Annotated in this window: 9 protein-coding genes; all 9 read right to left on the reverse strand. The window is 36.4% G+C overall.

Features of this window, described 5'->3' with window-relative positions:
- Positions 1-7: 7 nt before the first annotated feature.
- Positions 8-1,357: a family 43 glycosylhydrolase gene (locus tag CDH49_RS05515; RefSeq protein ID WP_100614366.1), complete on the reverse strand. Its 1,350-nt coding sequence runs from the start codon at positions 1,355-1,357 to the stop codon at positions 8-10.
- Positions 1,358-1,449: 92 nt separating this feature from the next.
- A complete protein-coding gene (locus CDH49_RS05520) occupies positions 1,450-2,805 on the reverse strand; it encodes a glycoside hydrolase family 43 protein (RefSeq protein WP_100614367.1) in 1,356 nt (451 codons plus the stop codon).
- 5 nt (positions 2,806-2,810) lie between these two features.
- Positions 2,811-4,742 carry a glycoside hydrolase family 97 protein gene (locus CDH49_RS05525; protein WP_100614368.1) on the reverse strand — a complete coding sequence of 644 codons (1,932 nt, stop codon included), beginning with the start codon at positions 4,740-4,742 and terminating at the stop codon, positions 2,811-2,813.
- Between the two features lie 51 nt (positions 4,743-4,793).
- Positions 4,794-6,716, reverse strand: coding sequence for a glycoside hydrolase family 97 protein (locus tag CDH49_RS05530; RefSeq protein ID WP_100614369.1), 1,923 nt, complete (start codon positions 6,714-6,716; stop codon positions 4,794-4,796).
- A gap of 48 nt (positions 6,717-6,764) precedes the next feature.
- The gene (locus CDH49_RS05535) at positions 6,765-7,940 is read right to left on the reverse strand and encodes an alpha/beta hydrolase-fold protein (RefSeq protein ID WP_100614510.1); all 1,176 of its coding nucleotides are present in this window, start codon (positions 7,938-7,940) and stop codon (positions 6,765-6,767) included.
- 31 nt (positions 7,941-7,971) lie between these two features.
- Positions 7,972-9,813, reverse strand: coding sequence for a beta-L-arabinofuranosidase domain-containing protein (locus tag CDH49_RS05540; RefSeq protein WP_100614370.1), 1,842 nt, complete (start codon positions 9,811-9,813; stop codon positions 7,972-7,974).
- A gap of 30 nt (positions 9,814-9,843) precedes the next feature.
- A complete protein-coding gene (gene xyl3A, locus CDH49_RS05545; protein ID WP_100614371.1) occupies positions 9,844-12,477 on the reverse strand; it encodes a xylan 1,4-beta-xylosidase in 2,634 nt (877 codons plus the stop codon).
- A 46-nt stretch (positions 12,478-12,523) separates the two neighbouring features.
- Complete coding sequence (locus CDH49_RS05550) at positions 12,524-14,095, reverse strand: glycoside hydrolase family 43 protein (protein WP_100614372.1); 1,572 nt, start codon at positions 14,093-14,095, stop codon at positions 12,524-12,526.
- Positions 14,096-14,127: 32 nt separating this feature from the next.
- Entirely contained in the window at positions 14,128-16,443 is a 2,316-nt protein-coding gene (locus tag CDH49_RS05555; protein ID WP_239970581.1) for a glycoside hydrolase family 127 protein, read from the reverse strand.
- Positions 16,444-16,458 lie beyond the last annotated feature (15 nt).

The following is a 16,458-nucleotide window of genomic DNA, read 5'->3' on the forward strand; positions in this document are numbered from 1 at the left end:
ATTTGAGTTATTCAAACTTTATCCAATCCGTTTCAACAACAGTATTGGTTTTTGATATGGTGAACAGATTTTGATTATTAGATTCAAACTTTTTTAATGAAACTTTTATTTCTGTCCAATCGCTACTTTTTGGAATTTTAACTTCAGCAATGACAGGGCCATTTGCTGAATTACTTCTAATTTCCAGAATGGCATCAGTTTCAGACTTAGCTTTTACAATAATAGATTTTAAACGCTTTTTACCAAAATCTACATTATCATATTGTATCCAAGCATTGGGTTGACTGAATACCGTTTTCCAACCTTTAAAAGTATTTAAAGTATCTAAAAAAGCAATGGATGCACCTTGCTCACTTATCGCACTATATCTATCTATTTCAATTTGTTTGGTAGCATTTGCAACACCAACACCTCTTAAAGTAGGAATGACTTTTTGAATGGTGCCATCTGCATTAAAGTTTAAGTAATCTGCTCTGATGGAACGTGCTTTATCAAAATTGGGAGAATAATCGTTGTGGTGATAAAACAAATACCATTGGTTTTTAAATTCTATAATGGATTGATGATTGGTCCAACAACCCGTAGGCGATTCATCCATAATAACGCCAGTCACTTTAAAAGGCCCTAAAGGATTATCTGAAATGGCATATTCTAGACGTTCAATTTTATCTTCAACATGCGGATAGGTTAGATAATAAATGCCGTTTCTTTCAAAAAGATAGGGACCTTCTTTCAAGCCTTTTGTTGGTAAATCTCCAAGTGTTTTTACTTCAGAATCCAGTTCAAGCATGTTGTCTTTTAGTTTTGCGCCAAAGATGTTTCCTTGCGACCAGTACATGTATGCTTGTCCGTCTTTATCAATAAACACATTCGGGTCGATGCCTCTCACATTTGGAATAGGCAGAGGTTCTGTAACATAAGGACCTTCGGGTTTATCGGCAATAGCAACTCCAATAGTGAAGCCTCTAACATTTGTCAGAGAGTCTTTAATGGTCGATGGAAAATAGAAATAATATTTACCATCTTTTTCAATACAATCTGGAGCCCACATACTGTAACTATCTGGTTTTACCCAAGCTACTTTGTTTTGTTCCACGATGGTACCATGGTCTGTCCAATCGGTTAAATTTTCAGAAGAAAACACATGATAATCTTCCATGCAAAACCAATCCTTGCGTCCTTTGCCTTCGGTGGCTAAAATGTCATGCGAAGGAAATACATAAACTTTGTCACCAAAAACCCTAGCGGATGGATCGGCAGAAAACTGATCCCTAATGAGGGGATTTTGACCAAAAGAATAGCTGATTGCGAAAATCAGTAATATTCCGTTTTTTAGATGTTGATTAATAATTTTCATTTTTATTTATAATTACAAAACTTTCGTTATTAGCTGTTTTTATTCAATTGATTCATTTTGCTTGCCTTCACATATATTTTGGGGCATGTTTTTCAATTAGAAAACATCCAATAATCAAAATACATAATCTGACTAGCTGCCTTTCCTTTGAAAACAAAATATAAATCGTGAATTCCCGTTACTTTGTTAATATCAATTGTTTGTAGCGACCAGCGGTCATTACCTCCAGTCATTGGTACTTTTATCGTCCCAAGTAGCTCGCCTTCTTTACTGTCCAATCTTATTTCCATAGATACATTTCCATTATGGGTTGTGCCAACTCTTGCCGTAAATTTTGAGGCTCCTTCTTTACGGAAATCTACTTCTTTGACTTTGGTGTAAGCATCATTATATTTTGCCGTAATAAAATTACCAACAACATTATTTTCCATGGACTTTACGCCTTCCGACCAAGCTATAGTTTCTGCTTCATTTATAGCATAGGGATTTAACGGGCTTAAACTCTGTTTGATGCCTTCTGTCATATTCATCTGTGCGATGGTGCCGTCTTTATTAAATTTAAGTTCTTCTACACATACGGAACGGGTAAAACCACCACCTCCAGGCAATGCGCCATTATGATAGAAAAAATAGCTTTTTCCTTTAAAATCGATAACACCAGGATGATTGGTAAATGCGCTACCTTGGGTAGGCATGACAACACCTTGGTATTTCCAAGGTCCTGTTATATTTTTACTGGTTGAATAACCGATATGTTCTGATATGGGACCTGCAGCAAAAAACAAATAATAGAGATTATCACGTTTATATAGCCAAGGTCCTTCTTCATAAGTTGTTGGTCTTTCTTCGTTTACCTTTCCTTCACGCTTGCCAAATGCTTCTATGGTATTAGCGATTTGTTTGATTTCGCCTTCATAGGAAATCATATTTTCATTCAATTTCACATAGTAACAAACAGGATTTCCCCAGAATAAATAGGCTTGTCCATCATCATCAATAAAAACGCTTGGATCGATATCGGCATTGCTATTGGAAATTAAAGGTTTTCCTAATGGATCAATGAATGGGCCATAAGGACTATTAGAAACGGCAACACCAATACCGTTCTTTCCTTGGCGATCCGTGATGGGTACATACATATAAAATTTCCCTTTTCGCTCGATACATTGAGGAGCCCACGCATTCATTTTAGCCCAACTAAATTCTTTATAGGACAATACAGCTCCATGATCAGTCCAATTGACCATATCTTCTGTAGTATATAATCGCCAGTCATTCATAGTAAACCAAGTAGATTCATCTTCGTCGTGACTTGTGTATAAATATACCTTACCGTTGTAGACCATCGGAGCTGGATCTGCTGTATAATTTGTTTGCACAATAGGATTTTGTGCAGCTACCATAAAATAACTTAAAAGAATTTTAAGCGTAATTATTGTTTTTTTCATTACTCTTAGTTAGTTAATACAAATCCTCCATTAGGTTGCATTGTTATTGAAATTTCTCCTTTTTTAGAAATTTTAATATCCTCTAAAGATGCGTTTTTATTTTTGTCGTCGTTATAAATTGTTGCTTTACCATCTGCAAGCATAGGGAGTTTTAGTTTTAAATTTTTTGCGGTTTTTTCTGCATTAACACCTGCTATATACCACTTATCTCCATGGCGACGGGCCAATACCACATATTTACCAGGATAACCATCAAGAAACACAGTTTCATCCCAAGTAGTTGGCACATTTCTTAAGAAATCCAATTGATATGCTGGTGTATCTTCAAGATTGTTAGGAGCTAAAGCAAACATTTGCAACGGATTTTGAAAAAGTACACTGGTAGCCAATTGAAAAATATTGGTTGTTAAACGTTCTTGTCCTTTTGCATTTCCTTTGTTTAAATACTTGTTTAAAAAAACACCACCATATTCCATACTCGCTACAGAATTACGAATAAAAGGATGCAACGATGCATAAAAAGATTCTTTATTGCGAGCATCTTGAGTAAAGATAAGCATTTCAGAAGCTATCACCGCTTCACTGCCTACGAAATTAGGGTACATGCGTTCCCAACCACGAGGAAGGGTAGCACCATGGAAAATAATCATAAGCCCATAATCGTTGGCGTCAGAAAGAATGTCTTCGTACAAACGCATGGTTTCTTGTTTATCACCACCAAAAAAGTCGACTTTCAAGCCTTTTACACCCATTTCTTTAAGCCATTTCATTTCTTTTTTTCTGGCTATAGAGGTGTTCATTTTATCCTTTGGGGTTTGGAAAGCATCATTCACAATACCATTGGAATTGTACCAAAGAAACACATCAACACCTTTAGATTTGGCATATTGAATGAGCTCTTTCATTCTATCATACCCAATATTTTTATCCCACCAAGCATCAATTAATATGTATTCAAAATTCATGGCAGCAGCCAAATCAATATATTTAACTTGGTCTTCATAATTCATGCTTTCATCTTGCCATACTATCCAACTCCAACTGCCGCGACCATATTCAAATTTTTGGGAAGCTTCGTAAAGTGGTTCCACAACATCATAAGGGATAGTAGTTTCTACTATAGGTTTTAATGTTTCACCAACGGTGATGGTACGCCATGGTGTCATTCCGGGAAGTCCCACTTGAGCGCCTACACTGCCAAAACCATTGTTTGTTTTCACGTCAGGGTATTCTACAGTATACATCCCATTATTATAGTTGCTTAAATGAGAAGCAGTATATAGACTGGATACACCAGTTTCTGATAACAATACCCAACCATCATCGCCTACATGGAATAATCCTGGAAACACATAACCATTTTTATCGGTATTGGTGTTCATGGCAACATCTGCAGTATAAGTGCTTTCGTAACTGGGGGCTGTGCGCGCAAAACCGGTCATAGGGGACATCATAGATGAAAGAAATGTTGTTGTATTACTTGGGAATTTATATCCCGTAACTTCTTTTTCAACCACGCAAGACATGGTTTCTCCCCAACTTGGGATTTCGTATCTAAATGCAATATCATTATTACTTACTTGGAATGCAACCGATAGCTGTTTTTTATCCTTATTTGCAACCGTAAATTTTAAAGTATTGGCCTCATAATTAATTGAAGATTTTTTGATTTTTTCTTGACTATAATTTTTTGTGACTTTGTCTGGAGTAGATTCTACAAAGCTCATGTTTTCAGTAAAATCACCTTCATTGGTTATCAAACCTAAAGGGGAATTTTCAATCATCACTTTGCCATTATAAGCTACCGAATATAATGCTTTTCCATTTTCCACAGAAACATTTACTTTTAGTTTGCCATCGGGACTTACCACTTCCGCATTCTGCGAGATCATTGCTGATGATATTAATAAGCAGCATAAAACAATTAATTTTTTCATTTTTTAGATTTTAAATTTCCTTTTAGTTATTCCTTTAGTTTTAATTTGTTTTTATTTAATCGGACTCAAATAGGCCGCAAAACCACCACGACGAAGCATGGTTACGTCAATCGAAGTAGATTTATCAACCACCATGTATTTTGTTGAAAATAAGGTGTCATGTGCGCCATCTGCAATCAATGTTAGTTTATAGGATTGTCCTTCAGGTAAGAAATCAAATTTTAAATTTTGAACTTTTTCCCTTCTTCCATCGGAATTAATGGCGCCAATATACCAATCCAATCCTTTTCTCCGAGCCATAACCGTGAATTTTCCGGGATAGCCATCTACTAATTTGGTGTCATCCCACGTGCTAGGCACGTGCTTAAGAAATGTTTTAGGGGCGTCTGGTAAGTTTCTGTAGCCTTCGGGACGATCTGCCATGTGTTGTATAGCGGATTCAAATACCACACTTAAAGCCAGTTCATGTCCATATGATGTAATATGAGCGTATTGTGAATTGGTGAAAGTCACTGGTGTATAATCCATAGAACCTACAATGTTTCTTGTAAAAGGCAAAACATTATTATGTTCTGGGGCAGAGGTTGTTAATTCCGGACCATTGTTGTACCATTCAGCACCTCTGGCAGCTTCAAAAGTCATTGCATGCGGATAGGTGCGTTGCCAACCTCTAGGGACGACACAGCCATGAAAGTAAACCATGATTTTAAACTTGGCGGCATCATCAAGGATGTCAAGGTAATATTTAATCATATCTTGTTTTTCACTCAAGAAAAAATCGACTTTAACACCATAAACGCCTAGTTTATTTAGCTTGGCAAATTCTTCCATACGGTTTTCGTGGGTTTTCATACGGTCTACAGGCGTAGAAGTCACCCATTTAAACATTCCTGAATTGTACCACATCAAAGGTTTTACACCTATGGAATGGATGTATTTTAAAGCATCTTCTAAATTGCCACCATTTTCCATTTGATCCCATTCCCAATCCAAAAGGGTATATGGCCAACCCATTTCGGCAGCTAAATCGGCAAATTCGGTTACCACTTTATAATCTTTGGTACCGTGATTATTCGACCAATAATTCCATGAGGCAACACCGGGTTGAATCCAATCGGTATCAGTTAAAACGGAAGGGGAGGAAACATCATCTACCAAAGTGGACTCTACAACTTCGGCTAGATTTCCCATAATGATAACACGCCATGGAGATTTCCATGGGAGGTTGATGGTTGGTAATGGCTCACCAACACCTTCATCTGCACCGGGAAGTGTTACTTTGTAATCAGAATTTGTGATGGTATTAGCAAGCTTTGTTGCAGCATACTGTCTATCAACATCTGCTTCATGGATAAGATACCAGTTGTTGGTATCATCTTTTGTATTAAAAAGAGCTGGATAGCACCAATCCTGTTGCACACTGGCATCTTTCATATTGGTATAAAGCCCTTCATTGGAAAGATCAAATTTTTCCAACCATCTACTGGTACTATCTGGAATCTTGTAAGCGGTCAACTCATCTTTTATTTTAAAAGTTCCCGTTTTTTCTGGAAATTCATATCTGAAAGTCACACCATCGTTATAAGCTCTTACAATGACATTTAATTTGGCTTTTGAAGGGTTCTCAAAATATAAAACTATTTCATTGCCAGAATTGCTACGTTGTGAGCTTTTACCGTGTATTGAGGTGTATTGCTCCGTTATTAATTTAGGTTTGTCCGCTTTAATAAATTTCAATTGATTAGAGAAATCTTGGTCACTACGTAATAATCCCAAATCTATTTTCGGAATAATCTCTGAACTTGCATTTTCTTTTAAGGCATTGATTTTTAAAAACCATGTCCCAGTAGAAGCAGAGTGCTCATTTTTCAATTCAACTTTCCATTTGTTGTTTGGTGATACGACACTTACATTTTGAGCAAAATTGGTTATTGAGATTAAAAAAGATATAAAAAAGATGAGTCTTTGTTTCATTAGGATTGGATTTATTAATTTAAAAATTGTTAGTGTATAATGTTTCAACTATTCAAGGTTTTTCCATAGGTTTGGTAGAAACTGGTAGTAGAGTAGATGTCTCCAAGTTGTTAAATCATGAGCCCCTTTACTACCTATATAATAGTGATGTTTTACATTTAATTTTTCTAAATCATTATGAAAAACCTCATGTCTTGCTCCAGGACGGGTTTCATGGGTTCCTGCGCCGACAAATAAATAATCCAATTTTGAATTGATATCAGCATCCTTTAAAGCAGGTGTTTCTTCAATAGCAATAGCCGCACTTAAAATACCAACCGAACTAAATAGGTCTAAGTTGCGAAGTCCCACATATTGTGCATGTCTTCCACCCATTGATAATCCGCTAATAGCTCTGGCACGACGATCTTTGATCACGCTATAATTGCTTTCAACAAAAGGAATGATACTTTTTTTGAATTCTTCATTAACCAATTCAAATGTTTTTGCAGTATGGTCTGGATGCATACGATGGATTAACTGATTGTTGGGCATCACAATAATCATAGGTTTGGCTTTGCCTTCAGCAATTAAATTATCCATAATGAAATTGGCTTGTCCGTGCAAGTACCACGTTTCTGCTAAATCGCCCGAACCTCCCATTAAATATAATACAGGATATTTTTTTGAAGCGTCATATCCAGGTGGTGTGTAAACCAATATCTTTCTTTCACCGTTTGTTACATCAGAATGGTAATACTGCCAATGAATGGTTCCATGAGGCACCTTTTTGGCATCATAAAAATTAGGTTCATCACCGTGAACCCAAAGCATACTAAAAGCGGGCATATTAGCATGACCCGTATAGGTGTTATTTGGGTCTGCCATACCGACGCCATCAACATTTAACCAATATAAATAAATTTCAGGGTCTAATGGCCCAATTTTACATGTCCAAATACCATCTTCTCCCTTTACAAATGGCACTTGTTTACGAGCTTCTTCGCCTACAAACATTGAACCACCTACAGTAACACTTTTAAGTTCAGGACCTTTAATACGGAAGATAACAGTGCGGTCATCCAAAACCTCAGGCGATATAACGTTTGCAGATAAAGGAATAAGGTTTTCCGTGTTTCTCATAGGATCCCAATCTTCATTAATATGGGCTTGTTGGGCTATTAGTTGAAAAGGAAGTGCTAGCGTGGTTAGGGCTATGATAATTATTGAGTTTAGTGTTTTCATGTTTATTGGTTTAATTAATCGTTCATTTAGTTTAATAGTTTCTAATAGTAGCGTAAACGCTATACATATCTTCATCAATATTGTATAAAGGCTTTAATATATATGTGCTATCTGCATTATCAAGACTAAATACATTATCATTTTTTGATAACTGGCTTAATATGGTTTCATGTTTTCCTTTTAATATAATTTCAGAATCATTTTGAAAAGCCATAAGTATGGGGCCGTAAAAAATGGCAATAACATTTTTGTCGTCTGGCATTGTCTTTATGCAAAAATCGTAATGGAACACCAATTTTACTGTATCACTATTTTTCCATTCCCTGTTGATATGCACGTATGAATTAGGAGTAATTTCAATTTCCTGCTTTATGTTATTAACATACACCTCTACTTTTTTGCCCCAAGAAGGTACAAAAAGATTTAAATTAAATGCTGTTTTCTTTTTTGCTGAAACTGAAAAGGAAACTTCTGAAGACGTTGGAAAGTTCCCGGTTTGTTCGATACTTATATTTTTTTCATCCCAATTTACTTTTGAAGGCACATATAAATTGACCCATAAATTAGAATCATCATGGTAATAAATGCCGGAATTTAGTTGCGAGAACGCTTCAATAGAAGATCCATTACAGCAACGGAAATCGTTATCTTTCAAGAATATTTTTTTCCGTGGAGACCCTAAAGGCAAATGATAAACCACAGCTCCAGTATTAGCACTTTGTAATGCCATGACTGAATTGTGAAAGGTATTCATATAAGTCTCGGCGTACATAGGATTAGCTGTCCAACTAAAAAGTGTAGCAGTTAGTTTTTGGGTATTGTGTGATACACATGACTCCGCTATTTCTTTAGTCATAGTATTACTTAATTGATCTGGGACACCCCAGTGTTCTGCTGTTAATGAGGTTTTGGTTGTTACATTCGGTCGCGGACCACTACTCGAGCCATTAGCATACGCATGGTGATTTATGAGCATATCCCAAAAATTATATACGGCGTTTTTGTATAATGCTTCGCCAGTTACAGCATATCTTTCAGCAAAACCATTAACCAATACCAAGTGCGTGTTGGAATGCAAGCCAGACAAAATATCGTCGTTGTTTGCCAATGGAGTTACAAACCAATCGCGGTCAAATATTTTGGCTAGTTTTAAATGATTAGGATTTTTTGATACTCTATAAAGTTTATATAAAACTTCATTCATGGCACCCGCTTCATTTGATGGATTTGCAGCAGCTGTGTAAAGTAGCTTTTCTATAGTTGCATCATCTAGTTTAGACATTCGCTTTTCAACATAGGATGCCATATCCACAACCATCTTGTAAGCTTTTTGGTTATTGGTTTTTGTATAGGCATCCAGCAAACCTTGCATGATTTTGTTATAAGTATAATATGGCGCCCAAACACCTCCAAAGGTCGCTTCTAAAGTATCAAAATCCTTTTCCGGAAACGCACTTAAATAGCCATTGCCTAAAGCCTGCTGACATTTATATAATTCTTCAATCATATAATTAAGGTGTTGTGTCAATAATGGTTCTTTGTTTCTTTCAACAAGTGTTGAAACCGCAGAAATATAATGTCCTACGAAATGTCCGCGAAGCCCTAAAGAAGGAGATTCCCAACCATCCAAAGGTTTTGCGTTGGATGGGAAACCAGCGTTAACCCTAAAATTATGCAACAAACGTTCAGCATCAAGGGATTCTAAATAATTGGTATTTAAATCTTCACGATGTTTTATCCATGAAGGACTCAATATTACAGAAGTACTTGAAAAAGGTTTTGCTTTTTCTATATCATGATTAGCCAATGGGTTCTGAGCAAACGAACTTAGTTGAGTAAAAACAAATAATATAGATGCAATTTTTATAAACATATTTAATTCTTAATAGCGCTTCAATAGTCTTTAAATGCTCGTTTTTTGTATGGTGACTTTAGTCATTTTTAAATCTTTGGAATTGGAGCTGTTACCATAATAAACTTCATAGTCGCCCGGAGTTACATGCATTCCCATAGTATTCCAATCGTAAAACTCAAATGACGACGGCGGTAAATCAATGGTAACATTTTCTGCTTTACCGGCTTTAATATCCACGCGTTTGAAACCTTTTAATGTTTTTATTGGGCCATCAGTGTCATTTACTTTGCGTACATACACTTGAACGATTTCTGTGCCATCACGTGTACTTGAATTCGTTACAGGAATGGTTAATTGGATAGACTCATCCGATTTTATAGTGGTTTTATTTAAACTAGCAGAACCTATGTTGAATTTTGAATAATTTAGTCCGAATCCGAAAGGAAATAAGGCATCATTCATATAACGGTAGGTGCGTCCTTTCATGGAGTAATCTTCAAAATCGCCTAAAGCATCCGAATTTTTATAAAAAGTTACAGGAAGTTTTCCTGACGGATTATAATCCCCAAACAGTACATCAGCAACCGCTTGTCCGCCAGATTCACCACCATACCAAGCTTGCAGTATGGCATCACAACTTTCAGTTTCTGGAGTTAAAGCAATGGCAGAACCAGAGCAGTTAACAAAAATCACTTTTTTACCAGCGTCTTTTAAGGCTTTTAAACACATCCTTTGAACGGCAGGAAGGTCGATATTGGTGCGGTCTCCACCTTTAAAACCAGGGTAGGATACAGGCATTTCTTCACCTTCAAGCAAGGTTGAAAGTCCACCAACAAACACCACGGTGTCGATTCCTTTTAATTTTTCAATCAATCCTGTAAAATCAATATCATATTCTTTCCCAAAATCAAATTCTAGATTTGCTTGCCAGTTGTTTGACTGTGCAAAAAGAATTTCAATTTTATAGGTTTTTCCAGCTTCAACTTGGAATGGAAGGCGAGCAGGAATGGTACGCCAGTTGGTATATTTGCTGATAGATTCACCATTCACGAGTAATTCAAATTCTCCGGTAGCTCCCGTTTTAAAAACCAATTCATCATTTTCTTCAGCAATAAATTCGGTTTCATATTTTGCCGAAAAGCCTTCAAGTTTTACGCCCGTTGCAAATTCATGTTGACCAGCAGTCGTTAATTTTAAAGGATTTACTATTTGAGTGGTTGCTATGATATTTCCTGTTCTATCTGGAGTGTTCCAATAAGTCGCTTTAAACCCTTTTTTTCCTTCAAATATGGTTTTTGGAAAATAGGTGGTTGTAACTTTATCTTCAACTAAATCAGCAGCTTTGTCATAAAAAATCTTATTTTCTGCAACTTTTGATTTTATACCATTCAGAATGGTAATGGTTTGATTAGGCGTTCCATTATAATTTCCCCAAAGCATAGGCTCATTATCGGCATTAGGACCAATCACCGCAATTTTGCTGATGGACTTATTTAGAGGAAGCACATTATTTTTATTTTGAAGTAGGGTCATGGATTTTCTAGCCATTTCAAGAGCTAAGTCTTGGTGTTTCTTACTGTTTAAAACTGATACCGGTATTTGAGCCCAAGGTACAATGGCATCATCATCCATCTCGCCCAAATCAAAGCGACCGATTAAAACACGAGCTAAACTTTTATCAACATCGGCTTCTTTTATTAAATCTTTTGCAACAGCTTCAGGTAATGTTTTAAACGGATAATTTTCCCAAACGCATTCCACATCAGTTCCTGCTAAAACGGCTTTTGCTGCGGCATGTGTAGCTGTGGAAGATACGTTGTGAGTGGTGAAAAAATCGGTCACAGCTCCACAATCCGACACTACCAAATATTTATATCCCCATTCATCCCGCAGAATGCGTTGAAGCAATTTGGTATTGCCACAACAAGGTTCATCATCTAGTCTTTGGTAGGCACACATGACCTGACGCACATCGGCGTCTTGTACCAAAGATTTAAAAGCAGGTAGATAGGTTTCGTATAATTCACGTGGATTAACATCATTAAGATTGAGTTCATGTCGGCTCCATTCTGGGCCAGAGTGTACCGCGTAATGTTTAGCGCAAGCCAACAATTTACGGTATTTTGAATCTTCCGGGCCTTGTAAACCTTTAACAACGGACACTCCCATTAAGGAAGTCAGATATGGATCTTCGCCATAGGTTTCTTGACCACGACCCCAACGTGGATCACGAAAAATATTCACGTTTGGTGTCCAAACAGACAGACTCAAAAAGCGTTTGTTTTCATTACCATCTTGAATCCATTGATTATACTTAGCACGAGCTTCATCTGAAACCGCATCAAAAACACGATATACCAATTGATGGTCGAAAGATGCTGCCATGCCAATGGGTTCTGGAAATACAGTCACATTATCATTATTGGCATAGCCATGCAAGGCTTCACTCCACCAATTGAATTTTTTAATGCCCAATCGTGGTATGGGGTCTGATTGATCGCACATCAAAGCTGCTTTTTCTTCAATGGTTAAGCGGGAAATTAAATCTTTAGCGCGTTCCTCAGAACTTAATTCAGGATTTTTAAAAGGGAATTGTTGGGCATTTAATTGCCACATTCCCAAAACACATAAGGATAAAAACCATAGGCATTTTGTCGTTTTTTTAGTTGTTAAAGCGTTCATAATTAATGCTATTATTCATATTTTATATTAAAATTCTACAGCATAACTAATCACTATTAGAGATACGATCGCTTATGTGGAAATAATCAAAATCCACAGAGCCACCTATATGTTTTGTAGCATAATTGAACAGACCAAATCTGTATCCCATAAAATGCGGGAGTGTGTAAGGCATGTTTATAGTGTCCCCAATACGTGTCCAAGATGTTCCATCCAAGCTATAAAAGAAATTAGCTTTGTCGGTTTTATCTTTAAAATTACATTCCGCTTTAAAATAGATTTTGTTTTGGTTTAGTGGGACACTTTCCAATTCCTTAACAACATCACCAGCAGCACTAACCATAATAATTTTTTTAGCTCCATTATCAATTTTCACACCAACCAGTCCAAATTCTTTTTGTAATAAACATAAGCCAGCAAAATCCCCTTCTTTCATATTTAATAAATCAAGCGACGTAGAACCCGTGCTTTCTGGACCAATGGTACGTTGTGTCAATGTGTTTTTTGCTTGAACAAAACTGGTATCAATTCTACCGGTTTTTAATCTTAAATAGCCTTTTCGTTCTTTAAGGGACCAAAGTGAATTATCTGGATTGTGGTTCCATTGCCAAACTAAAGGAAGTGCCCTGTCTTTTTTCTTGCGTTTAAAATCATCTGATGCTACCAAAGCCGGTATTAAACCTTTGCTAGCAGGTAGGTCAAGAGTTTCAGGTACTTTGCCTTCTTCACCTAAAATAGGCCAACCGTCTTCCCATTTTACAGGTACGATATATGGAATACGTCCAACACCACCATAATCCCTAAATAAATAAGAGAACCATCTGCCATCAGGTGTGTCAATAAGTCCGCCTTGCGCCACACCTAAATCTTGTAGACCAACTTTGCCTTCCCACGGACCATTGATGTTGTCCGCTCGGTGAATAACCACAGTACGCATGCCACCCCTAGGCCAAGTAATATTAAATAGGTAATATTTGCCATTGACTTTAAAAAGCTGAGAACCTTCAGCACCAAGCATGATATTAGTTCCTGCTGGAGCACTAGCATTTTCTATTAAAACGCGCTCTGTGCCTTCCTTAACACCTGAAAGGTCATCCTTTAATTCCGCTATATTAAGTTTGCCTGCAGCCCAAATCATGTATATTTTGCCATCATCATCAAAAAAGATGGTATTGTCATGATAAGAAGGTTTGAATTCTATTTTATTCAAAGGACCTTTTTCAAGATCTTTGGTAGTGAAAATATAGGTTTTTCCTGTTGTTGCAGAAAACGTGCTCACGTAAAAAGTCCCATTATGATAGCGTATGCAACTGGCCCATGAGCCTCTTCCATACATATTCTTACCATTTTCTAAATCAAGTTCGTCATTATTGCCAAGCGTTTCGTAGCCATAATTGATGAGTTCCCAATTCACTAAATCCTTCGATTTCATGATTGGCAATCCTGGACTCATGTGCATGGTTGTACTACTCATATAGTAGGTGTCTCCTACACGGACCATGGATGCGTCTGGTACATCGGCAAAAATTATTGGGTTTTCAGCTTTGTTATTTTGAGCATTAGCAGTACAAACAATTAATAAGCTTAAAATTAGTGTGAATTTGAAAAGTAATTTCATTGATTTTTTGATGTTTTATTATGATTTTATTTTTATTCCTTTAAAATTCTTAATTCATAAAACCTGGGAGTTGGTTTGCCATCCTTAGAAGTTATTTTTACATCAATGACTTCTATATTACTTATATCTATTCTAATGGTTTTATCTTTTGTTGAAATAATGTTGGCAGGTTTTTCATTAATGGAAATACCCACATTATCTAATTTTAATTCATCCAATACTGTAATATCTAAAAATTTCCCTTGTAGATTTTTGTTTGAAAGTTGGTAAGAGATATAGCCACGCGTGCTTCTCCAAAATTTATCATCACTAAATCCAGAGTTGCTTTTTTCGCCTTTATATAAATGGCCTACTTCGGGTTGTTGTTCGCCACAGTTTACTTTGTCCACTGTTTTGGCTTCAAGAGCCGCTGCTTCGATTTCCTGCTGTTTCAGTAAGGCTTGTTTTTCTTTGTATTCTTCTTGACTATAAGTTTGAAAATACATTTGGTAGCGCGCATCGTGTAGTTCAAAAAAAGGTTGCAGTTCTAAAGAATCTAAACTGAAACGACGATTTCCAATATCTTTGATTTTAGAAAGATAGGTGTCTTTATTACCTACTAAAGCATAAGCTTGATCCAATGGGATATATTTACCATGTGTAGCATGCCCCATACGGCTATCGTCTGCAAATAAACCATCCAAATCTTCAGTTGAGGTTTTGGCGGCTAAAACGATAGGCCCATCAACAAACGCCACCCAATTGGAGCCGTCTGGTAAATTTTCTAAATGGGTTGCCGTTTTAAATTTAACGGTGATGTTGTCTCCAGATTTCCATGTTCTATTGATATTGATGTAACCAGATGGATTCTCTTGTATTTTTTGAACCTTTCCATTTATTAAAACTTCAAAATTTTCAGCCCATTTAGGTCGACGAATGTTTAGCGCAAATGTTTGTTTCTTTTTGAGTTTTAAGATTATTTCCGACTGATTTTCATAAGGGAATTTGGTGTTTTGAGTCAACTCAATCCCTTTTTCTTTCCAATTCAAAGTTGACGGAATAAAAAGATTTACAAACACATTGGTATTATTATGACTGTAAACAAGTTCACCGTATTTAGTATGATTTTCTAAACCAGAACCCACACAACACCACATACTGGTTTCTGGTTGGGAATACACTCGGTAGTGGTTAGGACGTATGGGTGTAAAATATACAAAACCGCCTTTTTCTGGATGTTGACTAGACAAAATATGGTTGTAAAGGGTGCGTTCGTAAAAATCTAAATACGACACATCATTATTATTAAAAAAGAGGGCTTTGCTTAAACGCAGCATGTTGTAAGAATTACATGTTTCTGGGCCTTCGTTCGATTTTACCATACCGCTAAAATCATCAATAGGATTAAAATGTTCCCCAACACTATTTCCACCAAAGGCTACACTACGAGTGTGAGTCACATTATTCCAGAAATACTTCACAGCCTCATGTAATTCCTCATCATTAGTTAGGGAAGCCACCTTTTCATAACCAAGAACTTTTGGTATTTGGGTGTTGGCATGCATCCCCGTTAACTTATCTTCTTTCTGTAATAATGGATTTAAGAAATTTTTATGCGTTAGTTTTTTAGCTGTGTTTAAGTATTTTTCATCTTTTGTAATAATGTATAAATCGGCAAAAGATTCATTGATGCCACCATGTTCGGTTCTTAAAATGTTTTGTATTTGCTCATCGGAAAGCGGTTCAATCAAATCTATAAACCAATCCCCTAATTTTATAACAATGGTTTTGGCTTTTTCGCTATTGGTAAAGTGATACGTATCAATTAAGCCAGCGAACAATTTATGGATATTATAAAGGGGCACCCAGGTATTATTTAAACCGAAACCGCTTCCATCTATATCACCTTTATGAATACGTTCCCAGAATATTTTTCCTTGCGGAATGCCGCCAACATAGCCATTGCCATTTTTAATTTGACAACGTTCCAATTCAGAGAGCATATAATCCAAACGGGTTTTTAATTCGGTATTATCAGTGGAAGCGTAAAGCATAGCTAGAGCCGATAAATAATGCCCAGCAATATGACCATCTAGACCGATACTTTCCCAGTTGCCATAGCGTTCATCTTTTGTTGGTAAACCCGCATCTATTAAATAAGGGGCTAAAAGCCTATCGGGTTCCATATCAAGGATGTATTTTAAATCAACGTCTTGGGCATTTTTAAAAGGACCATCTGTGATCCTAACATCTTGGAATTTAAAAGACTGCATTTGGGCCAGCCCAACAAAAGTTATAAAAAATAAAAAAGTAGCATGAGCAATATTCTTTTTTAATGACATGGTTCTATTAAGATTCTTAGTACACATTTTAATTATATTTTG

Origin of the sequence: Confluentibacter citreus (assembly GCF_002807055.1) — a bacterium.
Taxonomy (GTDB): Bacteria; Bacteroidota; Bacteroidia; order Flavobacteriales; family Flavobacteriaceae; genus Confluentibacter; species Confluentibacter citreus.

What these genes read in the sequence shown, in the direction of transcription:
- CDH49_RS05535 (WP_100614510.1), bottom strand. Translation starts at nt 7,940, where the DNA reads ATGAAAACACTAAACTCAATAATTATCATAGCCCTAACCACGCTAGCA.
- CDH49_RS05555 (WP_239970581.1), bottom strand. Translation starts at nt 16,443, where the DNA reads ATGTGTACTAAGAATCTTAATAGAACCATGTCATTAAAAAAGAATATT.
- CDH49_RS05525 (WP_100614368.1), bottom strand. Translation starts at nt 4,742, where the DNA reads ATGAAAAAATTAATTGTTTTATGCTGCTTATTAATATCATCAGCAATG.
- xyl3A (WP_100614371.1), bottom strand. Translation starts at nt 12,477, where the DNA reads ATGAACGCTTTAACAACTAAAAAAACGACAAAATGCCTATGGTTTTTA.
- CDH49_RS05550 (WP_100614372.1), bottom strand. Translation starts at nt 14,095, where the DNA reads ATGAAATTACTTTTCAAATTCACACTAATTTTAAGCTTATTAATTGTT.
- CDH49_RS05515 (WP_100614366.1), bottom strand. Translation starts at nt 1,357, where the DNA reads ATGAAAATTATTAATCAACATCTAAAAAACGGAATATTACTGATTTTC.
- CDH49_RS05520 (WP_100614367.1), bottom strand. Translation starts at nt 2,805, where the DNA reads ATGAAAAAAACAATAATTACGCTTAAAATTCTTTTAAGTTATTTTATG.
- CDH49_RS05530 (WP_100614369.1), bottom strand. Translation starts at nt 6,716, where the DNA reads ATGAAACAAAGACTCATCTTTTTTATATCTTTTTTAATCTCAATAACC.
- CDH49_RS05540 (WP_100614370.1), bottom strand. Translation starts at nt 9,813, where the DNA reads ATGTTTATAAAAATTGCATCTATATTATTTGTTTTTACTCAACTAAGT.